At 73.0% G+C, this 23,111-nt stretch carries 19 protein-coding genes; 7 read left to right on the top strand and 12 right to left on the bottom strand.

The window, feature by feature from the left end; translation table 11 throughout:
* Positions 1-29: 29 nt before the first annotated feature.
* From ACFC51_RS23645 to ACFC51_RS23630, 4 genes are all read right to left on the bottom strand, one after another.
* Positions 30-686 (bottom strand): SurA N-terminal domain-containing protein, encoded by a 657-nt coding sequence (locus ACFC51_RS23645; RefSeq protein WP_376374013.1) that lies wholly within the window; start codon positions 684-686, stop codon positions 30-32.
* A gap of 169 nt (positions 687-855) precedes the next feature.
* On the bottom strand, positions 856-2,406 hold the full coding sequence (locus ACFC51_RS23640; RefSeq protein WP_376530652.1) for a serine/threonine-protein kinase: 1,551 nt from the start codon (positions 2,404-2,406) through the stop codon (positions 856-858).
* A complete protein-coding gene (locus ACFC51_RS23635; protein ID WP_376530650.1) occupies positions 2,403-3,053 on the bottom strand; it encodes a hypothetical protein in 651 nt (216 codons plus the stop codon). The genes ACFC51_RS23640 and ACFC51_RS23635 overlap by 4 nt, the downstream gene beginning before the upstream one ends.
* A gap of 98 nt (positions 3,054-3,151) precedes the next feature.
* The gene (locus ACFC51_RS23630; protein ID WP_376374019.1) at positions 3,152-5,254 is read right to left on the bottom strand and encodes an N-6 DNA methylase; all 2,103 of its coding nucleotides are present in this window, start codon (positions 5,252-5,254) and stop codon (positions 3,152-3,154) included.
* 201 nt (positions 5,255-5,455) lie between these two features.
* Between ACFC51_RS23630 and ACFC51_RS23625 the strand changes: the two genes are divergently transcribed.
* Positions 5,456-6,274 carry a DUF4352 domain-containing protein gene (locus ACFC51_RS23625; protein ID WP_376374022.1) on the top strand — a complete coding sequence of 273 codons (819 nt, stop codon included), beginning with the start codon at positions 5,456-5,458 and terminating at the stop codon, positions 6,272-6,274.
* Positions 6,275-6,498: 224 nt separating this feature from the next.
* On the opposite strand, the gene ACFC51_RS23620 is transcribed toward ACFC51_RS23625, so the two are convergent.
* The 4 genes from ACFC51_RS23620 to ACFC51_RS23605 form a co-directional block, all read right to left on the bottom strand.
* Entirely contained in the window at positions 6,499-7,245 is a 747-nt protein-coding gene (locus ACFC51_RS23620; RefSeq protein WP_376374025.1) for an N-acetyltransferase, read from the bottom strand.
* 89 nt (positions 7,246-7,334) lie between these two features.
* Positions 7,335-7,715 carry a hypothetical protein gene (locus ACFC51_RS23615; protein WP_376374027.1) on the bottom strand — a complete coding sequence of 127 codons (381 nt, stop codon included), beginning with the start codon at positions 7,713-7,715 and terminating at the stop codon, positions 7,335-7,337.
* Entirely contained in the window at positions 7,712-8,449 is a 738-nt protein-coding gene (locus ACFC51_RS23610) for an HNH endonuclease family protein (protein WP_376374030.1), read from the bottom strand. The genes ACFC51_RS23615 and ACFC51_RS23610 overlap by 4 nt, the downstream gene beginning before the upstream one ends.
* Before the next feature lie 161 nt (positions 8,450-8,610).
* Positions 8,611-9,477 carry a hypothetical protein gene (locus ACFC51_RS23605; RefSeq protein ID WP_376530647.1) on the bottom strand — a complete coding sequence of 289 codons (867 nt, stop codon included), beginning with the start codon at positions 9,475-9,477 and terminating at the stop codon, positions 8,611-8,613.
* Between the two features lie 101 nt (positions 9,478-9,578).
* On the opposite strand from ACFC51_RS23605, the gene ACFC51_RS23600 reads away from it, so the two are divergent.
* Positions 9,579-10,163 carry a TetR/AcrR family transcriptional regulator gene (locus ACFC51_RS23600; protein ID WP_376530644.1) on the top strand — a complete coding sequence of 195 codons (585 nt, stop codon included), beginning with the start codon at positions 9,579-9,581 and terminating at the stop codon, positions 10,161-10,163.
* Here the strand turns inward: ACFC51_RS23600 and mfd are convergent.
* A complete protein-coding gene (gene mfd, locus ACFC51_RS23595; RefSeq protein ID WP_376374039.1) occupies positions 10,141-13,680 on the bottom strand; it encodes a transcription-repair coupling factor in 3,540 nt (1,179 codons plus the stop codon). The two genes, ACFC51_RS23600 and mfd, sit on opposite strands and share 23 nt — an antisense overlap.
* 182 nt (positions 13,681-13,862) lie before the next feature.
* Here mfd and ACFC51_RS23590 point away from each other — a divergent pair, with 182 nt between their 5' ends.
* Positions 13,863-14,108: a type II toxin-antitoxin system Phd/YefM family antitoxin gene (locus ACFC51_RS23590; RefSeq protein WP_376374041.1), complete on the top strand. Its 246-nt coding sequence runs from the start codon at positions 13,863-13,865 to the stop codon at positions 14,106-14,108.
* Positions 14,105-14,479: a type II toxin-antitoxin system VapC family toxin gene (locus ACFC51_RS23585; protein WP_376374043.1), complete on the top strand. Its 375-nt coding sequence runs from the start codon at positions 14,105-14,107 to the stop codon at positions 14,477-14,479. The genes ACFC51_RS23590 and ACFC51_RS23585 overlap by 4 nt, the downstream gene beginning before the upstream one ends.
* Positions 14,480-14,562: 83 nt before the next feature.
* Here the strand turns inward: ACFC51_RS23585 and ACFC51_RS23580 are convergent, their stop codons facing one another.
* A complete protein-coding gene (locus ACFC51_RS23580; protein ID WP_376374046.1) occupies positions 14,563-17,145 on the bottom strand; it encodes an ABC transporter permease in 2,583 nt (860 codons plus the stop codon).
* Positions 17,142-17,930 (bottom strand): ABC transporter ATP-binding protein, encoded by a 789-nt coding sequence (locus ACFC51_RS23575; protein ID WP_376374049.1) that lies wholly within the window; start codon positions 17,928-17,930, stop codon positions 17,142-17,144. The genes ACFC51_RS23580 and ACFC51_RS23575 overlap by 4 nt, the downstream gene beginning before the upstream one ends.
* A gap of 340 nt (positions 17,931-18,270) precedes the next feature.
* On the opposite strand from ACFC51_RS23575, the gene ACFC51_RS23570 reads away from it, so the two are divergent.
* The 3 genes from ACFC51_RS23570 to ACFC51_RS23560 all read left to right on the top strand — a co-directional run bounded on the left by ACFC51_RS23570 (position 18,271) and on the right by ACFC51_RS23560 (position 22,132).
* Positions 18,271-19,887, top strand: a complete 1,617-nt coding sequence (locus ACFC51_RS23570) for an MFS transporter (protein ID WP_376374052.1) — start codon at positions 18,271-18,273, stop codon at positions 19,885-19,887.
* Between the two features lie 143 nt (positions 19,888-20,030).
* Positions 20,031-20,528, top strand: a complete 498-nt coding sequence (locus ACFC51_RS23565) for a DUF485 domain-containing protein (protein WP_376530642.1) — start codon at positions 20,031-20,033, stop codon at positions 20,526-20,528.
* Positions 20,525-22,132: a cation acetate symporter gene (locus ACFC51_RS23560; protein ID WP_376530639.1), complete on the top strand. Its 1,608-nt coding sequence runs from the start codon at positions 20,525-20,527 to the stop codon at positions 22,130-22,132. Before ACFC51_RS23565 ends, ACFC51_RS23560 begins: the two co-directional genes overlap by 4 nt.
* A 22-nt stretch (positions 22,133-22,154) precedes the next feature.
* Here the strand turns inward: ACFC51_RS23560 and ACFC51_RS23555 are convergent, their stop codons facing one another.
* A complete protein-coding gene (locus ACFC51_RS23555; RefSeq protein WP_376530636.1) occupies positions 22,155-23,054 on the bottom strand; it encodes a cellulose-binding protein in 900 nt (299 codons plus the stop codon).
* Between the last annotated feature and the right edge of the window lie 57 nt (positions 23,055-23,111).

The raw sequence follows: 23,111 nt of genomic DNA, 5'->3' as shown, positions 1-23,111 counted from the left end.
GCCCCGAACCTACCCCCGGCCGTACGGGGTCAGGCGCCCGCCTCGGGCTCCTGGCCCTGCGCGCGGGTGACCTGGTTGATCCACGGGGCGTCGTAGGTGCTGAGCTGGACCTTCTGGTCGTCCCAGCTGCCGTAGCGCGGGTTGACGTCGATGTGCAGCGACTTCGACGCCTTGGTGAGGGCCTCCTGGACTGCCTGCTGGCCGGCCGGGGACTGCAGGTCCGCGCCGAGTGCCTGCGCGAGCTTCGGGAGCTGGACCTCCTGGCGCAGGTCGGCCTCGATCTGGCCCGGGGCGACCCAGCGCTGCTCCAGCATGACCGTCCGCAGGCCCTTGTCGCCCCCGGACTGCGCGGCGGCCGCCGCACGGATCTGCTGGATCTCCTTGCGGCTGACGCTCACCCCTGCGTCCTTCGCCGCCCGGTCGAGGACCCGGCCGAAGATCAGGCCGTGCAGCTTGGCGCGGTTCAGCTGTCCGGACTTCTTCACCAGCTCCTCGGACTTCCCCGGGGCCTGCTGCGCGTCCCGCACGTCGGCCGCCTGCGCCTGGACCGTGGCCACGTCGATCCGGTCGCCGCCGACGACGGCCGCGGCACCGGGATGGGCCTCGCTGCCGCAGGCGGTCAGGAGCGGCGCCGCGACGAGCGTGGCGGCGGACAGGGCGAGCGCGGTGCGACGACGGCGGTGCAAAGGAGCCTCCCGGGGAGAGTTTGTGCATCAGTGCACAAAGCCTTGCGGTGATCGATGTTAGGCAGTGGACGTGATTCGGGCCACTGCTTCGACCAACGATTTCCGGACCGGTCTGTGTGGGGTCACGGACGAAATCCCGTCCGTCTCACCCTTTTCGGCCGTCCTCGGCTCACATCGAGCCGCGTACGTCCCGGTGGTGGGTCAGCTGTCGGCGCAGCTCCGTGGGGAGTGCGTGGTGGGGGCCGTAGGCGCGCTCCGTGTCGTACAGGAGGGCCTGCAGCTGGGCGCGGCCCGCCGTGTGGTCGCCCACCCCGAGCAGGAGGTGGCCGATCCGGTGCCGGATGTCGAACGCCCGGCCGGGGCCCAGGGAGGTGGCGTGGCCGTTCTCGTAGTACGGGAGGACCGCCCGGTACTCGGCGAGCGCGGAGGCCGCCTCGCCGAGCTGCTCCAGGCACTGGGCGGCGTCGTAACGGAACTGCAGGGTCTGCGGGTCGGCCGGACCCGCTTCCGCGGCGCGGTCGTCGGCGAGGCGGCGGAGCTCGGGGAGGGCCCGGCGGTACTGGCCGTCGTCCATCAGCGTGGCGGCGTACTGCTTGCGCAGGATCCGCACCACCGGTGAGTGCTCGCCGTGCTCCGCGGCGGCGGCCGGAAGGATCCCCCCGAGGATGTCGACGGCCTGGGTGATGCGGCCCTCGCCGAGCAGCCGCTTCACGTCGTCGACGGCCCGCGCCACGTCGGGACGGGCGGGCGGCTCCCGGGGCACGGGGGGAACGGGCGGGGCCGCCACGGGCGGCGGGGCTGCCGCCCGGTCGGGCCAGGGGGCGTGCGGGCGGAGGAAGGGACGGGTCGGGTCGAGGGGCCCGGACGGAGCGCCGCCGGCGGGCAGCAGGGGACGCAGGGACTCGTAGACCTCCTGGGCGGAGGCGGGGCGGTGCTGCGGGTCCTTGGAGAGCAGCCGCAGGACGAGCGCCTCCAGCGCCTCGGGGACCTCGGGCCTGAGGTGGCGGACGGGGAGGGGCGGCTCGTAGAGGTGTCGGTGCAGGACGCCCAGGGCCGTGGACCCGGCGAACGGCACGTCGCCGCTGAGGAGTTCGTGCAGGAGCACCCCGAGGGCGTACAGGTCGGTGTACGGGCCCACGGCGCCGCCCATCGCCTGCTCGGGGGCCATGTAGGCCGGGGAGCCGATCGGTGAGCCCGTGTGCGTCAGCCGGGTCGTGTCGGTGTCCATGACGGAGGCGATGCCCAGGTCGAGCACTGTGACGGTGCCGTCGGGCCGCACCATGGCGTTGCGGGGCTTGAGGTCCCGGTGGACGATCGGCACGGCGTGCACGGCGGAGAGCACCGCGCACAGCTGGGCGGCGACGGCCACGGCCCAGGGCCACGGGTAGGGGTCGTGCTCGGCGAGGTGGTCGGCGAGGTCGGCGCCCTCGACGTACTGCATGACGAGGAAGAGGTCCTCGCCGTCACTCCCCGCGTCATGGACGGTGACCAGGCCGGGGTGGTCGACCTGTGCGGTGACCCGGCACTCGCGGACGAACCGGCGGCGCAGGTCGTCGGCGGCCTCGCTGCCGGAGGGGCCCGCGACCCGGTCGGGGCGCAGGAGCTTCACCGCGACCCTGCGGTCGAGGCGCTGGTCGTACGCCGTCCAGACCTGGCCCATGCCGCCCTGGCCGAGGATGGTCGCCAGCTCGTAACGCCCGGCGATGACACGCCCGTTCACCGGCCGTCGCCCTCCTTGCGGAGGTAGTCGCTCAGCTCGTCGAGCTCGGCGCGCACCTGGTCGAGACGCTGGGGCGGGGTGGCCCTCGGCGCGTCGGGCGGCGGCGCGGGTACGGGGCCCCGCCCGGGCGCGGGCGGGTAGCCGTAGGACGGGGCGGGCGCGGGCGGGGCGGGCGCGGTCTGCCGCGAGGCGTACCCGCCGGACGCGGACACCCCCGGGTGTCCGCCGTACGGGCCGCCGTAGGGTCCGGCACCGGCGTAGGGGCCCGCCTGCAGGCGCGCCTGCGCGACGCCGTACGGCCCGAAGTGCCGTATCTCCGTGTACAGGTAGTAGGTGACCGTGCCGGCGAAGACGACGAGCATCCAGGACAGGGTGACGACCGCCTGTCCGTCCGTCATCACCTCTTCCTCCTCGGGCAGCGAGCCCAGGTAGGCGATGAGCCCGATGTTCAGAGCCAGCACGAGGCCGAACAGCCACCAGTCGCGCGCCTTGCGGGTGACGACGGCCAGGCGCAGCATGGCCGCCCAGGCGAGGAGGCCGCAGCTCAGCAGGGCGAGCGCCACGAAGACCACGCGCAGGGTGACCAGCGTGGCCGAGGACGGACGACGTGTCGGCCGCTGCTCCGGCGGATAGCCGTAGCCGTGCATGTGCTGCTCCCGGAGGGCGTGGATCGGACGTGTGCAGTGAGCGTATACACCGACACGGACAACCGGTCCCGGGTTGTGCACAACCGTTGTGCTTCACCTCACTTCGGGGCGACCGTGCCGTCCGTGAGCCCGTCGTACATCCCCTGCACCAGCTGTCCGCCGAGCCGGCCCGCCGTGCGCAGGGCCTCCTCGAACGCGGCGAGGGCGCTGAACTGCTCTCCGTACCGCCGCTGTTCGGCGAGGGGCAGCCGCGGCACCTGGAGACGGCGGGCGTCGAGCCGCGTCGCGGTGGAGGCGTAGCTGCTGGCCTGGCGGTTGTTGGCGGTACCGCGCAGGAACCCGGCGAGGAACCAGGAGTCCAGGGCGGCCGGATCGGGGCGCAGCAGCTGGAGGTTGCGTCCGAGCACGGCGCCCGCGGTGGCCTCGTCGACGACTCTGGCGACCGAACCGCCCCCCAGGACGGGCACGATGACGTCGCCGGCCTCCAGCAGGAGCGGCTCGCCCTCCGTGGGCGCGGCGGGCGGGGAGGGCGTACCGCTGGGTGCCGTCCCGGCGAGGACGTCGTGCTCGGTGAGGACGGGGCCGGTGCCGGATCCGGTGCCCGCGCGCAGGTGCAGGGCACCGGCGCGGGCCAGTTCACCGACCGTGGTGAAGGGGCGCCGTGCGGGTTCGCCGGGGGCGGCGGGGGGCGGGGCGAGCCGGGCTGCCAGTTTCAGGGTGTCGTCCAGCCGCTCGCGGACACGCACCAGCTCGGCCGCGCCGCCTCCGGCGGCCGGGGGCGGGAGGTGACGGGCGGGGGCCAGGTCCACGTCGTCGTCGAGGAGTTCGATGACGGGTACGACGCGGCTGGTCCCGGGCCGCTCCTCGACGGGCTCGCGGCGCCCCGGTGCGTCGAAGGGGGCCCAGGCGTCGAGCACCGCGCGCCGCACCGCCGGCCAGTCCAGCCGGTCGCGGCCCGACGAGGCGCCGGCGGCCTCGGGGTCGGCCGTGTCGACGAGGAGCAGTTCGGGCACCGGGGGCTGCTCGGCGTCCGGCTTGCGCAGCACCCAGATGTGGAGCGGGATGCCGTACGGGGGCGCGGCGCCGGCCGGGAGCGCGACGACGGCGCGGAGGGCGCCGCGACGCAGCAGGTCGGCGCGGATCCGCCGGCCGGAGCGGCGGGAGGCGGCGGCCGGGGGCATGAGGACGACGGCGGTGCCGCCGTCGCGGAGATGGGCGAGGGCGTGCTGGACCCAGGCGAGCTCGGATTCCGTACGGGCGGGGAAGCCGTACTCCCAGCGCGGGTCGTAGGCCAGTTCACCGTGGCCCCAGTTGCGCTCGTTGAACGGCGGGTGGCAGAGCACCGTGTCCACGGTGAGCCCGGGGAACGCGTCGGCACGCAGGGTGTCGCCGGTCCTGACGGCGAGCGCGGGCCGGTCCGTTCCGCTGCCCGTGGGGTGCAGGGCGAGGCGGAGGGCGGAGAGCGCCGCCAGGTCGGGGTCGGCCTCCTGCGCGTACAGGGCGGTGGGGCGGCCGACGGCGCACAGCAGGGCGCCGGTCCCCGCGGCGGGGTCGAGGACCGTGCGTGAACCGCGTCGGCCGCTCTTGCCGGCGGCGTCCCTCGCCGGCTCCGCGAGGTCGGCCATCAGCTCGGCGAGGCCGGGAGGCGTGAGCGTGTACTGACGCGGATTGGCGTCCAGCTGTCGGCCGAAGAGGAAGTCGAAGGCCTGCCGGGCGCCGGTCTCCGCCGCCAGGTCGGCGGCGGCGCGCAGCAGGGGGACCGACGGCAGGAGCGCGGACGCCGTGGGGGTGGGGACCGCCCGCCCCGGCCCGAAGCGGTCGTCGAGCACGTGGTCGAGGGCCGCCGGCAGGACACCGGCCATCCGGGCGTCCGACACCGCGGTGATCTCCAGCCAGGCGGTGGGCCTGTCCCGGACGAGCAGCAGGGCGCATCCCGCGTGGACCAGCGCGGTGACCGTGCCGTCGGGGTGGCCGGCCAGCTGCTGCCAGACCCGCTCCCGCAACGGCACCTCGGCGAGCTTGCCCTGGCCGCGCAGCCACTGCTCGACCTCGGGGAGCGCGAAGGAGGGGCTGGCCTCGGTGCCCCCGACGGGTTTCGGAAAATCCGCGTGCCGGCGACGCCAGTTGCTGACCGCCGCGCGGCCCACGCCCGCGAGCCTGGCGATTCCGGCCGCGGTCACCTCTGTCGAGTCGTCCGGCACTGGCCTGTCTCCCGTTCCGCGCACGTCGGTGTCGCCGTCGCCTGCTGTGTGGGGGTGAGCATACCGACCCCACACCACAATCGGTTCACACGGATTATCGTGTTGACTCGGTTCACACCGAGTGTTCTTATTGACCCACCGCACACCGGCCCGGCGGATTCTCCCGCTCACAGCCTTCGTCTTCATCGGAAGGGCACAGCCATGTCCCAGTACACGCAGCCGCACCAGCCCCAGCAGCCGTACGTCCCGGCGCAGTCGCCGGGTACGCGGCCCGCCCGCAACGGCCTGGGCATCGCCGCCCTCGTGCTCGGCATCATCGGGACGGTGTCGGGGCTCGTCCCGCTGCTCTTCTGGCTCGCGGGCATCCTCGGGCTCATCGCGCTGATCCTCGGCCTGGCGGGGCGGGGCCGCGCGAAGCGCGGTGAGGCCACGAACAAGGGGGTGACGACCTTCGGGGCGGTGCTCGGTCTGGTCGCGCTGATCCTGTCGGTGGTCGGAGCCGTCCTGACGTACAAGGCCGTGGACGACGCGGTGAGCGACATCGACAAGGCGCTGACGGACAGTTCGGCCTCGGCGAAGCCGGCCGCCGGCGGAGGCGAGGGCGCGGCCGGGGGCACCGAGGGCAAGGACGACGTCCTGAGAGGCGGCGACTCCGCCGCGTACGACGACGGCCTGGAGATCACGGTCGGCGCCCCGTCCGCGTACACCGCCGGTGAGTTCGCGGTCGGTCACACCAAGGGCAACAGTGCCTACACGGTGTCGGTCGTCATCGAGAACAAGGGCAAGGAGAAGTTCGACGCGGCGCTCGTCACCGTGGACGCCCGCGCCGGCGAGGACGGTGTGAACGCCGAGCAGATCTACGACGACAAGACCGGCGAGGGCTTCAGCGGCACGGTCCTGCCGGGCAAGAAGGTCACGGCGAAGTACGCCTTCGACGCCCCGGCCGACGCCAAGAACCTCACGGTCGAGGTCGCCCCGGGCTTCGAGTGGGACGCGAGCCAGTGGGAGCTGAAGCTCTGACGGGCCCCGGCCCCTCCCACGCCTCGGACACCCGCGGACACCCGCGGGCGCCCCGCCGCCGGTCCGCGGCCACTCCCGCCGACGCACCGCGGGCACCCGCCGCCGGTCCGCACAGGGCCTCCTCCCCGGACCATCGCACGGTCCGGGCGGAGGCCCTGTCCGCATGCCCCCGCGCGGTGGCCCCGTATGCGCGGACCGGCGCGCACAGGCGTGCGGACGCCGCCTCACGCGCGGTGGCGCACCCACACGTTCGGCTCGACGTACACCGCGTAGCCGTGCCGCACCGAGCACTGCACCGGCACCAGTGCGCCGGGCACCTCCACCGGGCCCTCGGCGTCGAAGGGCAGCCCCGTCCAGGACCGCCACCGGTCGAGCGGCGCGCTCACGGTCATCGACGTCGGCGCCACCGAGTCGATCACCCCGCCCGCCCGCACATGGACGCGCAGCCACGGGTCGGCCGGCAGACCGTCCTCCTCCCGGGTGCGGCGGGCGTACTCCTCCATGGGGGACGCCGCGTCCGTGTGCTTCGCGCTCGGCCGCACCGGGGCGACGAGCTCGCCGAAGCCGAGGCGCCGCGCGTTCTCCCGCATCGCGGCGAGCATCCGGCCGGAGACACCCTGCCCCTGCAGCCCGGTGGCCACGGCGATCTCGATGGCGCTGACCGTGTCCGGGGTGCGCCCGTGGCGCAGGTCGGAGAACGCCCACAGCAGCACCTGGTCCCACCCGCCCGCGGGCAGGGAGCCGCGCCCGTGGGCGTGGAGGGCGAAGGGCACGCTGTACCCCCGGGCCGCCACCGCTCCGTCCGGGCCGGTGGCGACGAGGACGTACTCGGGGAAGTCCACGGCGATGCGGGGGAAGTTCGCCCAGCCGATGAGGTCCTCCAGCACGAATCCGGGCCAGGTGACGGGCATCCCGTCGAGCGCACCGGCCAGCTCGGGCCGCTCCGCGAGCGTGGTGATCTTCAGGTCCATGCGCGTCACCGTAGGTGCTGCCGCCGGACGCACCAACAGAATTCCGCGGCACACGCTCCCGCCTCCGGCGACGGCGACGGGGCCGGACCTCACACGTAGGTCTGCGCGAGCAGCGCCGCCGTCGGCACGAGCGTCAGCAGCCCGCCGGCCGTCCAGTACAGGCGCGGGTCCACCGCAGCCCTACGGGACACGGAGTCGTTGGCGAGCCACCACAGGAGACCGAAGACCGCGACCACCGGCACGACGATGACCAGCCACAGCATCATGCCGTCGTTCTCCGTCGGCTCCCGCTGCGTCCAACCGCCCTCCGCGAGCGGACCGTTCGCGAGGACGTACCAGATCAGCCAGACCGGGACGATCCCGGGCACGCCGAGCGCCAGGTTGATGCCGACGGCCGTCAGCCACCATCCCCAGGGGCGTGCCGCGTCCGTTCCGCCCGTCGCGGCCGCTCCCGGCGCGTCGGCGCTCACCCGGTCGGGGCTTCCGTCGGGTTGCCGCCGGCGAGGACCTTCTGCCTGGGGCAGGTGGTCAGCACCTCCTTCATGGCGTCCTGTTCCGCCTGCGTCACCCACAGCCCGTACTTCTTCTTCACCGAGACCTGCCCCGCGACGTAGGCACAGCGGTAGTCCTTGTTGGGAGGCAGCCAGGTCGCGGTGTCACCGTCCCCCTTGCGGCGGTTGGTGGACGAGTCGGCGGCCACCAGGTTCAGCGGGTCGTTGGCGAACGCCCGCCTCTTGCCGTCGCTCCACTTCTGGGCGCCCTTCTGCCAGGCGTCGGAGAGGGCGACGAGGTGGTCTATGTCCACCTTGCTGCGTCCGCGTTCGAACGCGATGCGGGTCCCGGTGTACGGGTCGGGGTCCAGCACCCCGCTGAGGACCTTGCAGCCGTCGGCGTCCCGGGACACGTCGTCGAGCTGGTCGGCGAGGATGTCGTCGCGGGTACCGCATCCGTTGCGGTCGGTGTCGGCCCAGGCCGATCCGAACGCGTCGCGCTCGTAACCGGTCTTCGGGGCACGGCCCTTGACGGTCAGCCCCTCGGCGGCCTGCAGCGCGCTGCCGCCGGGCGCCGGTGCCGCCTCGGAACGCGCGGGGTCCGGCAGTTCGTCGAGGGAGTCGCACCCGGCGAGGGCCAGGGCCCCCGTCAGGGCCACGGTCACCAGGGCGAGGAAACGGGTTCGGGGGATCGCTGCGTCAGATGGCTTCACAGCGAACCAGATTAGGCGTCAGGCCGGGCTCCCGGCACGGGGCAGGCACCTCCGGCCTCACCCACCACCGCCCCGGGCACCCACCTGCGGCCTCACCCACCACCGGCACGACTCGCCGACGGCCGCCCGCACCGCCCCGGCGTCCACGGGGCGCCGCCCGCTCAGACCTTCCCGATCCCCAGTGTCGTCTCGGACGGGAGGAGCCCCGAGCCGATGGCCTCCACCCACAGCGGCCCCAGCAGTTCCACGAGCCGCTCCCGCTCCCCGGGGCCGAGGGCCGCCCAGGGCCCCGACGCCTCCTCGTCCGTGCGCCGTTCCACCTCCGCGCGCAGCGCCCGCCCGGCCGCCGTGGCCGTCCCGTCCTCCGCCAGCAGTCCCCGGGCGGCCAGACGGCCGCGCGCCGCCCCCCACTCGGCCGGCGTCCACCCCCGGCTCGCGAAGACCTCCGGCCGCGCGGCTCCGACGGCCGCGAAGGAGACCAGCGACTCCACGGGGTCGAGGCCCGCCCCGACGAGAGCCGCGACATGGCCGTCACCGCGGTGCTCCCGCAGGATCGTGGCGGCCTGCCAGAGCACGGGAAGGGGGTCGTCGGGCCAGGGGAGGGCGGCGTTGGCCGCCGCGAGCGGGCGGCCGGTGACGTCCGCCGCCTCGGCGGCCCTCCGCGCCAGGGCGGCGGCAGCGGCGAGATCGGGGCCGTCGGCCAGGTCGCCGAACAGCACCCGGTAGGCGCGGTCGACCGCCCGCGTACGGGCCGCGAGCACCTTCTCCGGGTCCGCCACGTCCCACCCCGACGGGACATGGCGGGCGACCGTCACCGGGCTGAAGCTGTGGAACACGGCGGTGACGCGCTCCGCGCCGGCCGCACCCAGCGGCGCCGCCCGCCACGCGAAGTAGCTGGGCCAGCGCTCCTGAGTGGAGTAGCCGAGCGCGGCGGCCTCCTCGAACACCTCGGGCGCGTAGTAGAAAACGGCGTGCAACGGCTCCAGCAGATGCCAGACGCGGCGTGCGAATCCCCGATCCACGGACATGTCCCGACCTCCCGTACCACCATCTTGTCAGTGACCAGATACCCAGCGTGCGACGGAACGGCAAACTTGTCAATGCCTAGATTCGGCGTACCGTACGTCCTGTGACCAGTGACCGCACCTACCACCACGGCGACCTGCGCCGCGCCGTCCTCACCGCCGCGCTCGACGTCATCGGGACCGACGGCCCCGACGCCCTGTCCCTGCGCGACCTGGCCCGCCGCGCGGGTGTCTCGCACGCCGCACCGGCCCACCACTTCAAGGACCGCACCGGGCTGCTCACGGCCGTCGCGGCCGAGGGCTACGCGCTCTTCGCCGACGCCCTCGCGGACGCACCGGACCTGCGGGAGCGCGGCGTGGCCTACGTGCGCTTCGCGACCGGGCACCCCGCGCACTTCCAGGTGATGTTCCGCCCCGAGCTCCACCGCACCGGCGATCCGGAGCTGCTCGCCGCGAAGGCACGCGCCACCGAGGCCCTGCGCGCCGGGATCGACGGGCTCTCCGACGCCGACCGCGGCGGGGACCCCCGGCTCGCGGGCGTCGCCGCCTGGTCCCTCGCCCACGGCTTCGCCACCCTGCTGCTCAGCGGCAACCTGGAAGGACCCGTCGACGGCCGGGACCCCGCCGAGGTGTTCCGCACCCTCGCCGGGCTCCTCTTCGGCAGCCCTACGAACCCAGGATCGTCGTGAGGAACTCCCCGGTCCACGACAGGAGTTCGCGGCCCATCACCGGCTTCCCGCCGATCCGGCCCGCCGTCGGGCGCGGCACCAGGATCTGACGCGTGGCCGGCTTGAAGATCGTCTTCGGGTGCAGCCGCTTCAGCCGCAGCTCCTGCGACTCCCGCAGCTCCACCGGGGCGAAGCGGATGTTCGGCCCCTGGAGCACGATCTCGCCGACCCCGCAGGCCCGGGCCAGCATCCGCAGCCCCGCGACCAGCAGGAGGTTCTCCACCGGCTCCGGCAGCTTGCCGTAGCGGTCGGTGAGCTCCTCGCGCACCGCCCTGATGTCCTCCTCCGAATTCGCGGAGGCGATCGCACGGTACGCCTGGAGACGCAGCCGCTCGCCCGGGGCGTAGTCGTGCGGGACGTGCGCGTCGACCGGGAGCTCGATCTTGACCTCCAGCGGCGGCTCCTCCTCCACGGAACCGTCCACCGCCGCCCGGTAGTCCGCCACCGCCTCGCCGACCATCCGGATGTACAGGTCGAAGCCGACACCCGCGATGTGGCCGGACTGCTCGCCGCCGAGCAGGTTCCCGGCGCCGCGGATCTCCAGGTCCTTCATCGCCACGTACATGCCCGCGCCCATCTCGGTGTGCTGGGCGATCGTGGCCAGCCGCTCGTGCGCCGTCTCGGTCAGCGGCTTCTCCGGCGGATACAGGAAGTAGGAGTAGCCCCGGTCCCGGCCGCGTCCGACACGGCCGCGCAGCTGGTGCAGCTGGGAGAGGCCGAAGTTGTCGCCGCGCTCCACGATCAGGGTGTTGGCGTTGGAGATGTCGATGCCGGACTCGACGATCGTCGTCGAGACCAGCACGTCGAACCTCTTCTCCCAGAAGTCGACGACCACCTGTTCCAGCTGGCTCTCGCCCATCTGGCCGTGCGCCGTGGCGATCCGCGCCTCGGGCACGATCTCACGCAGCCGCGCCGCCGCCCGGTCGATGGACTCCACCCGGTTGTGGATGTAGAAGACCTGGCCCTCGCGCAGGAGTTCACGGCGCACGGCGGCACCGATCTGCTTCTCCTCGTACGGCCCGACGAACGTCAGGACCGGGTGCCGCTCCTCCGGGGGCGTGGTGATCGTCGACATCTCGCGGATGCCGGTGACGGCCATCTCGAGCGTACGGGGGATGGGCGTCGCCGACATGGTGAGCACGTCCACGTTGGCCCGGAGCTTCTTCAGCTGCTCCTTGTGCTCGACGCCGAAGCGCTGCTCCTCGTCGACGATGACCAGGCCCAGGTCCTTGAACTTCGTCTCCGACGAGAACAGCCGGTGCGTGCCGATGACCAGGTCGACCGAGCCGTCCTTGAGCCCCTCCAGCGTCGCCTTCGACTCGGTGTCCGACTGGAAGCGGCTCAGCGCCCGCACATTGACGGGGAACTGGGCGTACCGCTCGGTGAACGTGCCGAAGTGCTGCTGGACCAGGAGCGTCGTGGGCACCAGGACCGCGACCTGCTTGCCGTCCTGGACCGCCTTGAAGGCGGCGCGCACCGCGATCTCCGTCTTGCCGTAGCCGACGTCGCCGCAGATCAGCCGGTCCATCGGGACGGACTTCTCCATGTCCTCCTTGACCTCGGCGATCGTGGACAGCTGGTCGGGCGTCTCCGCGTACGGGAACGCGTCCTCCAGCTCGCGCTGCCAAGGTGTGTCCGGGCCGAAGGCGTGGCCGGGGGCGGCCATCCGCGCCGAGTACAGCTTGATCAGGTCGGCGGCGATCTCCTTGACGGCCTTCTTGGCCCGCTGCTTCGTCTTCGTCCAGTCGGCGCCGCCGAGCCGGTGCAGGGTCGGGGCCTCGCCGCCGACGTACTTGGTGACCTGCTCCAGCTGGTCGGTGGGGATGTAGAGGCGGTCCCCCGGCTGGCCGCGCTTGGCGGGGGCGTACTCGACGAGGAGGTACTCGCGGGTCGCGCCCTGCACGGCGCGCTGCACCATCTCGATGTAGCGGCCCACGCCGTGCTGCTCGTGGACGATGTAGTCCCCCGCCTGAAGGGTCAGCGGGTCGATGGACTTGCGGCGCCGGGCCGGCATCCGCCCCAGGTCCTTGCTGGCGGTGCGCTGGCCGGTCAGATCCGTCTCGGTCAGCACCGCCAGCTTCAGGGCCGGGTCGACGAAGCCGTTGTCGACGGCGCCGCAGGAGACGTGCACGAGCGACGGCGTGATCTCGGTCAGGTCCTGGTCGAGGCGGGCGGCGATGCCTTCGCCGCCGAGCACCTCCACGGTGCGGGAGGCGGGCCCCTGGCCCTCGGTGACGTACACCGTGCGCCAGCCGTCGGCCAGCCAGCCCTTGGTGTCGGCGAGCGCCCTCGCGGTGTCCCCGCGGTACGTCTCCGGGGCGCGCATCCCCAGCTTCAGGGTGTCGTCGTCGGCGTGCTCGTCGTCGGCCGCGGCGGCGAAGGGGGCCACCGACCACCACATCATGCCCAGCTCACGGGCCCGGTCCCGGACGTCGGCGATGCCCCACAGGGACGCCGCGCCGACGTCGATCGGGGCCTCCCCGCCGCCCGCCGTGGCCGCCCAGGACGCCTGGAGGAACTCCTGGCTGGTCGCGACGAGGTCGGCCGCCCGGGTCCGCACCCGCTCCGGGTCGCAGACCAGCGCCATCGAGCCCTGCGGCAGGACGTCGAGCAGCAGCTCCATCTCGTCGACGAGCACCGGGGCCAGGGATTCCATGCCCTCGACCGCGATGCCCTCGGCGATCTTCCCGAGCAGCTCGCCCAGCTCGGGGTGGGCCTCCGCGAGGGCCGCCGCCCTCGACCGCACGTCCTCGGTGAGCAGCAGTTCACGGCAGGGCGGGGCCCACAGCCCGTGCTCGGCGACCTCCAGGGACCGCTGGTCGGCGATCTTGAAGTAGCGGATCTCCTCGACGTCGTCGCCCCAGAACTCCACCCGCAGGGGGTGCTCCTCGGTGGGCGGGAAGACGTCCAGGATGCCGCCGCGCACGGCGAACTCGCCGCGCTTCTCGACCAGCTCCACCCGGGCGTACGCCGCTGCCGCGAGCGCGTCCACGACCTCACCCAGATCCGCGGTCTGCCCGCTGCTCAGCGCGACGGGCTCCAGGTCGCCGAGGCCCTTGACCTGCGGCTGGAGCACGGAGCGGACGGGCGCGACGACCACGCTGACCGGACCGGTCTCCGGGTCGTCCGGCCGGGGGTGCGCGAGCCGGCGCAGCACCGCGAGACGGCGGCCCACGGTGTCCGAGCGGGGCGAGAGGCGCTCGTGGGGCAGCGTCTCCCAGGAGGGGAACTCCGCCACGGTGTCCGGGGGCAGCAGGGTCCGCAGCGCGGCCGCCAGGTCCTCGGCCTCCCGGCCGGTCGCGGTGACGGCGAGCACGGTCCGCCCGGCGTCACGGGCCAGGGCGGCCACGGCGAAGGGGCGGGCGGCGGGCGGGCCGACCAGCTCGACATGGGCCCGGTGGCCGTCGGAGGCGGCCTTCACCGCTTCGGAGAGCGCCGGGTCGGTGACGACGACATCCAGCAGACCGTGCAGGCTCATGAAGGTTCCGTCCGGTGTGGCGAGTGAGCAACGCGAAGGGCCCGACACGTGGCACGGGCCGGGGTGTCCAGCGTACGACGCCGGTGTGTCACCCGCGCGAGGGAACGCCGTTGTCCGTACGGCGGCAGCGGGGCTAGCCTTAGTCTGGCAGCTAGTCCACCTGTGGCCCCTGCGAGGCAGTCATGGAACCAGCTCGGCAGTACAACGTGCACGAGGCGAAAACCCACTTCTCGCGCATCCTGCAACAGGTCGAGACCGGCGAGGAAGTAGTGATCAGCCGGGCCGGAGAGCCCATCGCGAAGGTCGTGCCCCTCCGGTCCAAGGTCAACCGGACCGACTACGGCGCACTCCGGGGAAAGATCCGTATCCCCGAGGACTTCGACGAGCTCCCTGACGACATCGCCGAGGCGTTCGGGATGCGTGGATGAGGCTCCTGCTCGACACCCACGTCGTCCTGTGGTGGCTCGATGCCTCACCGGAGCTCGCCGAGGACACGAGGGAACTCCTGCGCACCGAGTCCGATGTCTACGTCAGCGCCGCCACGCCGTGGGAGATCGCGATCAAGCAAGGCCTCGGCAAGCTGGAGGGCGCCCCGGACCTTGCCGAGCGCGCAAGAGACATGCAGTTCCGGCCCTTCCCGATCACCGCCGAGCACGGCGTGCGCGCCGGCCGCCTCCCCCCGATCCACCGTGACCCCTTCGACCGCATCATCGTCGCCCAGGCCCAGACCGAAGGGCTGACGATCGTCACCCGCGACAAGTGGATCCCCCAGTACGACGTACCGGTCATGCACGCCTGAGAGCGGTGGACGGACGCGGACCGGCCCCGGAGCGTTTGGAGGAACGCCCCGGGGCCGGATCAGTCATCCTACGTCCGGCACGATCACCCGTCCGTGGCGATCGCGTTCAGGACGTTCATCCGGCCGGCCCGGAAGGCCGGGACCAGGGCGGCGAACAGTCCGACGAACGCCGAGGCGACGAAGACGGTGACGATCGTCGGCCAGGGGATCTCCAGGACCTCGAGCCCCTCCAGCGCCAGCAGCTTCTGGGCGGAGGTGCCCCAGCCCATCCCCAGGCCGAGTCCGAGCAGCGCGCCGAACAGGGCGATGACGACGGACTCCAGCCGGATCATGCGCCGCAGCTGGCGGCGGGAGAGGCCGATCGCCCGCATCAGGCCGATCTCACGGGTCCGCTCGACCACCGACAGGGCGAGGGTGTTCACCACACCGAGCACCGCGACGATGATCGCCAGGGCGAGCAGGCCGTACACGATGTTCAGCAGCTGGCCGATCTGGTCCTTCAGGTCCTCCTTGAAGTCGGCCTGGTTCTGCACCTTGTACTGCGGGTACGCGGCGAGCGCGCTCTTGAGGGCGGCATAGGCCTCCTTCTCCTTGCCGTCCTGCGCCGAGGCGAACATGATCATGTTTCCGGGCATCCGGTCGGCGGTGACGTGACGCTCGGCGGTGGTGACGTTGATGTACTTCGCGCCCCGGTCGACGTTCGTCTCGTCGGAGGTGATCGCGGCGACCTTCAGCTTCGCGGTGTCGCCGGCCTTGAAGGCGACGGTCAGCTCGTCCCCGACCTCGATCTTGTGCAGGGTGGCGTAGTCCGAACCGACCGACATGGCGTTCTCCCCGTACGCCTTCGCCAGGTCGCCGGCGACGGTCGTGCGCCGCAGGTCCTGGGGGTACGTCGGGTCGGCGGCGGTGACCTCCTCGTCGGCGGTCGAGCCGTCGGGGTTGGTGAGCTTCGCCGCCAGGACCTTGTAGTCCGTGACGTGCTCGATGCCGGGCACCTTCCCGATGGCCTCGGCGGCCTGCGGCACGAGGAGCTGGCCGGTGTTCGACTGGACGATGAAGTCCGTACCGACCGACTTGTCGAGCTCCTCGGTGGCCGAGGCGACCATGGAGGAGCCGACGACCGAGAGGCACGCCACCAGCGCGAGGCCGATCATCAGCGCCGCACCGGTTGCTCCCGTACGCCGGGGGTTGCGGAGCGCGTTGCGCTCCGCCAGCCGCCCGACCGGGCCGAACAGCCGCAGGACGACGAGGCCGAGGACCCGCACGACCGCGCCGGCCAGCAGCGGGCCGATCACGATGAAGCCGATGAGGGTGAGCACCACGCCCAGGCCGAGGTAGAGCGAGCCCTCGCTCGCCTCGTCCACCCGGGTCGTCGCCCACAGGCCCGCGACGCCGGCACCGGTGAGGACCAGGCCGATACCGGCCCTGATCCAGCCGGACCTGGCGTCAGCCGGGGTCCCCGCGTCCCGCAGGGCGGCCATCGGGGAGACCTTGCCGGCCCGGCGGGCCGGGACGTACGCGGCGAGGACGGTGACGACGATGCCGAGCACCAGCCCCGTCACCGGCGTCGTCCAGGCCACGGTGAGGTCCTTGGTGGACAGCTCCATGCCCACGGCGCCCATGAGCTTCATCAGCCCGACGGCGAGTCCGATGCCGGCGCCGACCCCCAGGACCGATCCGACGACACCCAGGAGCACCGCCTCGACCAGCACGGACCGGTTGACCTGCTTGCGGCTGGAGCCGATGGCCCGCATCAGGCCGATCTCACGGGTGCGCTGGGCGACCAGCATCGAGAAGGTGTTGACGATCAGGAAGATGCCGACGAGGAAGGCGATCCCCGCGAAGCCGAGCATCGCGTACTTCATGACGTCCAGGAAGGACCCCATGGAGTCCTTGCCGGCGGCCGCGGCCTCCTTCTGGGTCTGCAGCTTGTACGCGGCCGTGTCGCCCAGGGCGGTGGCGACGTTCTTCTTCAACTGAGTGTCGCTGATCCCGGGTTCGGCGGTGACCGAGACGTGGGTGAAGACACCGGAGGCGCCCAGCAGCTTCTGCTGCGCGGTGGCGGTGTCGAGGTAGACGACGGCCGCGCCGGGGTTGGTCACGGTGAACGAGGCGATGCCGCTGATGCGCGCCTCGATGTCGCCGGTGACGGAGATGGTGCGCACCTCGTCGCCGAGCGTCAGGTGGTGCTTCTCCGCGGTGTCGGCGTCGATCATCGCCTCGGTCGGGCCGCGCGGGGCGTGGCCGGAGGTGATCTCCATGGAACGCAGGTCGTTGGTGGTCCAGTTGCCCGCGATGGTGGGGGCTCCGGTGTCCGACCCGAGGTTCTTGTCGTGGCCGTCGACGAGGGTGACGGCCATGCTGGTGACCGCGCCCTCGGCCTTCTCGACCCCGTCGGCGCCCGCGACCTCGGTCACGACGGACGCGGGGAGCGCTTCGGGCTTGCCGTTCTCCGGGAGGTCGTCGGCGCCGGCCGCCTTCTTCGGGCTGACCGTGACGTCGGCGGACGTCGCCGCGAAGAGCTTGTCGAAGGTGGTGTTCATGGTGTCGGTGAAGACGAGCGTGCCGCAGACGAACGCCACCGACAGCAGGACGGCGACGGCGGAGAGCGCCATCCGCCCCTTGTGCGCGAGGAAGTTGCGCATCGAGGTCTTCCAGACGGTCATGAGGTCCGCCCGCGCGCGTCGAAGTCCTTCATCCGGTCCAGAACCTGCTCGGCCGTGGGGTTCTTCATCTCGTCGACGATGGATCCGTCCGCGAGGTAGAGGACCCGGTCCGCGTAGGAGGCGGCCACCGGGTCGTGGGTGACCATCACGATGGTCTGCCCGAGCTCGTCGACGGACCTGCGCAGGAAGGACAGCACCTCGGCGCCGGCACGCGAGTCCAGGTTCCCGGTGGGCTCGTCGCCGAAGATGATCTCGGGGCGCGCGGCGAGCGCCCGGGCGACCGCGACACGCTGCTGCTGACCGCCGGAGAGCTGCGTGGGCCGGTGCTTCAGACGCTCGGCGAGACCGACGGTCTCCACGACCTGCCGCAGCCAGTCGGCGTCGGGCCTGCGGCCCGCGATGTCCATCGGCAGCGTGATGTTCTCGATCGCGTTGAGCGTCGGAAGCAGGTTGAACGCCTGGAAGATGAAGCCGATCCGGTCACGGCGCAGCTGTGTGAGCTTCTTGTCCTTGAGGCCGGTGATCTCGGTGTCGGCGAGGTGGATGGTGCCCGAGGTCACCGTGTCCAGACCCGCCAGGCAGTGCATCAGCGTCGACTTGCCGGAGCCGGACGGTCCCATGATCGCCGTGAACTGCCCGCGGACGATGTCCACGTCGACGTGGTCGAGCGCCACGACCCGGGTCTCGCCCGCCCCGTACGCCTTGACGACCTGCCGCGCCCGCGCAGCGACGGCCGTACGCCCTCCAGTGTCCCCGTGCCTGGGAATGGTTACAGCCGTTGTCACGGTTTTTCTCCTATGTCGGTCGATGCACGGACGTCTCTGTGTACGTTCCGAGTCTCGGTGGCGGAGGGGGTCGAGCGCAGTGGTGCCCGGCGCAGTCTTCACGGGGGGTTTTCCCCACCCCGTCCCCTGCGGCCGACCGCATCCCCCGGTGCAGGACCACCGTAGGGAACGGGGCACCGCCGCCTCGTCCTCCGCCGGGAGGAACGCGCCCCGGGCCCTGGTACGGAGCTCCCCCTAGGGGTCCGGGCCACCGGAGCAGGACCTGGGTAGGGGTCTCACCCTTCGGCCTGCGACTCCCGCCCGGCGGTGGACGGTGGGACAGTGTCGCCAGGGAGAACAGATGCATAGGGAAGGGACCCCTGTGGGCGGCACGGACGGCACCGGCGGTACGGACAGCCCGGAAGCGGCGCTCGGGGAGGCCGCCCCGGCCGCTTCCCAGGACACCGCACGCGACCGCCGCCCGGTCGCCGCGGCCCTCATGCTCGGCATGGGCCTCGCCGCGATCGACGGCACGATCGTCGCGACCGCCGTCCCGCAGATCGTCGGCGACCTCGGCGGATTCGCCGTCTTCTCCTGGCTGTTCTCCGGCTACCTGCTCGCCGTGACCGTCACCCTGCCGGTCTACGGGAAGCTCTCCGACACCTTCGGCCGCAAGCCCGTCCTGGTCGCGGGCATCATCCTCTTCCTCGCGGGCTCGGTCCTGTGCGCCGCCGCCTGGAACATGGCCGCCCTCATCGCCTTCCGCGTCGTCCAGGGCCTCGGCGGCGGCGCCCTCCAGGGCACGGTGCAGACCATCGCCGCCGACCTGTACCCGCTCAAGGAACGCCCGAAGATCCAGGCCAAGCTCTCCACGGTCTGGGCGACTTCGGCGGTGGCGGGCCCGGCGGTCGGCGGGCTGCTCGCCGCGTACGCCGACTGGCGCTGGATCTTCCTGATCAACCTGCCCGTCGGCGCCGTCGCCCTGTGGCTGGTCGTCCGCCACCTCCACGAACCCGCCAGGCCGCGCCCCTCGGCCCGTCCCCGCATCGACTGGGCGGGCGCCCTCGGGGTGTTCGCCACGGGCGCGCTCCTGCTGACCGCGCTCGTCCAGGGCGGCGTGGCCTGGCCCTGGCTCTCCGCCCCCTCGCTCGGGCTGCTCGGGGCGAGCGCGGCGCTGGCCGGCCTCACGGTCCTGATCGAGCGGCGGGCCGCGGAGCCCGTCATCCCGGGCTGGGTCTGGAGGCGCCGCACGATCGCCTCGGTCAATCTGGCCCTCGGCGCCATGGGCCTGCTCATGGTCGCGCCGACGGTCTTCCTGCCGACGTACGCCCAGTCCGTCCTCGGACTGGGCCCGATCGCCGCCGGGTTCGTCCTGTCGGTGATGACCCTGAGCTGGCCCGTCTCCGCCGCGCTCTCCGACCGGGTCTACACCCGCATCGGCTTCCGCCGCACCGCGATCACCGGCATGACCGGCTCCCTGCTGGTCCTGCTCTGCTTCCCGCTGCTGCCCTACCCCGGCGCCGCCTGGCAGCCCGCCCTGCTCATGCTGCTGCTCGGCGCGACGCTCGGCCTCTTCCAGCTCCCGCTGATCGTCGGAGTCCAGTCGACGGTGGGATGGGCCGAGCGGGGCACGACGACGGCGTCCGTCCTCTTCTGCCGCCAGGTCGGCCAGAGCCTGGGCGCCGCGGTCTTCGGCGCCGTCGCCAACGGGGTGCTCACCTCCCGGCTCACCGCCTCCCCCGTCCCGGGGCTGCCCGGCGACCTGGACGCCGTCTCGCACGCCCTGGAGGACCCGGCCGCCCTCTCCGCCGCGGCGACGGACCAGTTGCGGCGGGCCGTCGACACGGCAGTCGACCACGTGTTCACCGGAGCCGCGGCCGCCGCAGCTCTCGCCCTGCTGGTCCTCATCGCCCTGGCGCCGCGCCGCTTCCCGGTCCTGGACGAGCACGAGAGCGCTTCCCGTACGCCGAAGGACTAGACAACTGGCGTGTTACCTGAGGTAGTTCGTCCGTAACCCTCCCCCTCCGCGATACCCGCGAGTAACGTACGCGCTCCCGACAGCGCACCCGCGCACCTGCCTTGCAGTCCGCCCCGGACCCGAGCCATGCAAGGAGCACTGCCATGCCGCACCCCTCACCGCCCCCTCCCCCGCCCCGGCAGGCACCCCACCGCCCCGCCCCGCCCCCGTACCCCGGCGACTACCTCATGCCCTGGCAGAGCTCCCCGCCCCCGCCACCACCCCGCCCACCGGCACCCGCGGCACGCCCCGCTCCCGCACCCGGACACCACAGCGACCTGCGACGGCTCCGCACCGCCTACCGCCTGCTGCGCCGCGTCTCGACCCTCACCGCACTCGGCTACTTCACCCTGTTCCTCCTGCTGTCCGGCTACGCACCCGCCCTCATGACCCGCCCCGTCGGCGACAGCGGACTCACCACCGGCCTCCTCCTCGGCCTGTGCCAGCTCCCCGTCACCCTCGCCGCGGTCGCCGTCTACGAACGGACCGCCCGCCGCGCCGTCGACCCGCTCAGCGCCGGGCTCCGCGAACGGGCCGGCCACCCCCGCCACACCACCACCCGCACCCCGGGCGGGGACCGCAGGACGGGAACCGGCCGATGAACGGATTCGACGAGTCCGCCCAGACGATGTCCCTCACCGCGTTCATCGCCGTCGCCAGCATCACCCTGCTGCTCTGCGTCATGACCGGCCCCGACCGCGACGACCTCGACGCGTTCTACACCGGCTACCGCTCACTCCCACCCGTGCGGAACGGCCTCGCCGTCGCCGGCGACTACGTCTCCGCAGCCACCGTCCTCGGCACCACCGGAGTCATCGCCCTCACCGGCCACGACGGTCTCGTCCTCGCCCTCAGCACGGCCCTCTCCCTGGTCCTGCTGATGTTCCTGCTCGCCGAACCCCTGCACAACGCGGGCCGGTTCACCATGGGCGACATGCTCACCCGCCGCACCCCCGGCCGGGCCGCCCGCATCGCCTCCTGCGCCGTCACCCTCGCCGCACTGCTCCCGCTGATGGTCGTGCAGCTCGCCGGCAGCGGCGACCTGCTCGCCTTCATCCTCGGCTTCGACAGCTCCGGATTCCGCACCGGATCCATCATCACCCTCGGCGTCGTCATGATCGGCTACGCGGCGGTCGGCGGCATGAAGGGCACCGCCCTCATCCAGATCATCAAGACCCCCGCGCTCCTCGGCGCTGGGCTCCTCGTCTCCGTACGCGTCCTCGACCGCTTCGACTGGGACACCGGCGCCCTCCTCCACGCCGCCGCGAACGGCAGCGGCGCCGGCACCGCCTACCTGCACTCCGGACTCCAGTTCGGCGGGAGCGGCCTCGACATGATCAGCTCCGAACTGACCGTCGTACTCGGCGCCGCCTGCCTGCCCCACATCACCATGCGCATGACCGGCGTGCGCGACGCCCGGGCGGTCCGCCGCTCCCTGTCCTGGGCCGTCCTCGCCGTCGTCGGCCTCTGCCTCCTCCTCACCGTCATCGGCTTCGGAGCCTCCGCACTCGTCGGACACGCCCGCATCACCGCCGCCGGAGCCCAGGGCAACAGCGCGATCCTCCAGGTCACCGGTGCCGTCGCCGGCAGCGGCGGGACCGGGGCGCTCGTCGTCACCACCATGACCACCGCGATCTTCCTGACCCTGCTCGCCTCCGTCGCCGGAATGATCCTCGCCTGCGCCAACTCCCTCGCCCACGACCTCTTCGCCCACGGCCTGCGGACCGGCGCACCGATGAGGGAACGCGCCGAGACGGCCACCGCCCGGGGCGCGGCCGTCGGCGTCGGAGCACTCGCCGTCACCCTCGCCGTGCTCGCCCGCCACTGGAACGTCCAGGCCCTGGTGACCCTGTCCTTCTGCATCGGCGCGTCCGCCATCGCACCGGCACTCGTCTACAGCATGTTCTGGCGCCGCTTCACCCGCACCGGCCTGCTCTGCACCCTCGTCGGCGGCACCGCCTGCGTCCTCGTCCTCATCACCGGCACCAACCTCGTCTCCGGATCCCCCGGATCCGTCTTCCCCCACCGCGACTTCAACTGGTTCCCGCTCACCACCACCGGCCTCGTCTCCATCCCCTTCGGCTTCCTGGCCGGCTGGCTCGGCACCCTGTACGGCCGGGACACCGACACCACCGGACAACGCCGCAGGTACGAGGCGGCCGAACCCTGGATCCTCGCCGGAGCCCCGCCCGCGGGACGGCACTGAACCCGCCCCGCCGGCGCCACCCTCAGTCCCCCGCGGGCCCCGCCACCGCACGCCCCGTCAGCGCCGCCAGCGAATTACGCACGTGCGTCATGTGGGCCTGCACCTCTTCACGGCCCTCCTCGTGCTCCCGCAGGACCCGCTCCGTCTCCCGCACCACACGCTCCTCCGCCGCCGCGGCCCCCGACAGCAGCTCCGCCGCGCGCGCGTCCGCGTCCTCCTGCCGGTGCCGGGCCGCCTCCTCCGCCTCCGCGAGCTCCCGACGGGCCCCCGCCAGCAACGCCTCCCCACGGGCCGTCAGCTCCGACTCACGCTCCGACGCCGCCGCCTCGGCCCCCGCGATCTCCACGTCCGCCGCCTTCCCCCGCTCGGCATGCTCCTGGTCCTGATGCGCCAGCACGCCCGCCGTACGGCGACGCGTCTCCGCCATCTGCGCCTCCGCGGCGGACCGCACCTCACCGGCGTCCCGGCGCGCCTCCTCCGCCAGCGCCCCCGCGGCGTCCCGCGCCTCGGCCAGGATCTCCTCCGCACGGGCGTCCGCCGCGTCCCGCACCGCTCCCGCCGCCTCACGGGCCGCCTCACGCGCCTCCCGGCCGGCCGCGTCCGCCGCGTCCCGCAGCGCCTGCGCCTCGTCCTGCGCGGCACTCCCCGCCGCCTCCGCCTCGGCCTCCGCCAGCGCCAGGATCTGCTGCGCCCGCTCCCCCAGCGACTGGTACGTCTGCGGCGCGAGCGAGGCCACCACCTCACCCAGCCGCGCCGACTCCGCGGCCAGCTCCTCCGCCAGCGCCGTCAGCCGGGACAGCCGGTCCAGGGCACCGTCCCGCTCGGCGGAGAGCGAGGCCACCGCGCGGTCCACCTGTTCAGGACGGTAACCACGCCCCCGTCCACCGACGAAACCGTGCGCGGACACCGGTCCACCACTCATCCCTGAAGCCTCTTTCCCGCTCTCCGACGCCCCGACCGTTCAGCAATACGTCAAGGA

This window comes from Streptomyces sp. NPDC055962 (assembly GCF_042270185.1).
GTDB lineage: Bacteria > Actinomycetota > Actinomycetes > Streptomycetales > Streptomycetaceae > Streptomyces.
Note: the sequence above shows the minus strand (reverse complement) of the source record. Positions and strands in the feature narration are given on the sequence as shown.

Bases quoted from the DNA above. Each gene is read 5' to 3' on its own strand.
- ACFC51_RS23570 (WP_376374052.1), top strand. From the start codon at position 18,271: ATGCATAGGGAAGGGACCCCTGTGGGCGGCACGGACGGCACCGGCGGT.
- ACFC51_RS23560 (WP_376530639.1), top strand. From the start codon at position 20,525: ATGAACGGATTCGACGAGTCCGCCCAGACGATGTCCCTCACCGCGTTC.
- ACFC51_RS23590 (WP_376374041.1), top strand. From the start codon at position 13,863: ATGGAACCAGCTCGGCAGTACAACGTGCACGAGGCGAAAACCCACTTC.
- ACFC51_RS23620 (WP_376374025.1), bottom strand. From the start codon at position 7,245: ATGGACCTGAAGATCACCACGCTCGCGGAGCGGCCCGAGCTGGCCGGT.
- ACFC51_RS23585 (WP_376374043.1), top strand. From the start codon at position 14,105: ATGAGGCTCCTGCTCGACACCCACGTCGTCCTGTGGTGGCTCGATGCC.
- mfd (WP_376374039.1), bottom strand. From the start codon at position 13,680: ATGAGCCTGCACGGTCTGCTGGATGTCGTCGTCACCGACCCGGCGCTC.
- ACFC51_RS23625 (WP_376374022.1), top strand. From the start codon at position 5,456: ATGTCCCAGTACACGCAGCCGCACCAGCCCCAGCAGCCGTACGTCCCG.
- ACFC51_RS23605 (WP_376530647.1), bottom strand. From the start codon at position 9,477: ATGTCCGTGGATCGGGGATTCGCACGCCGCGTCTGGCATCTGCTGGAG.
- ACFC51_RS23555 (WP_376530636.1), bottom strand. From the start codon at position 23,054: ATGAGTGGTGGACCGGTGTCCGCGCACGGTTTCGTCGGTGGACGGGGG.
- ACFC51_RS23635 (WP_376530650.1), bottom strand. From the start codon at position 3,053: ATGCACGGCTACGGCTATCCGCCGGAGCAGCGGCCGACACGTCGTCCG.
- ACFC51_RS23565 (WP_376530642.1), top strand. From the start codon at position 20,031: ATGCCGCACCCCTCACCGCCCCCTCCCCCGCCCCGGCAGGCACCCCAC.
- ACFC51_RS23580 (WP_376374046.1), bottom strand. From the start codon at position 17,145: ATGACCGTCTGGAAGACCTCGATGCGCAACTTCCTCGCGCACAAGGGG.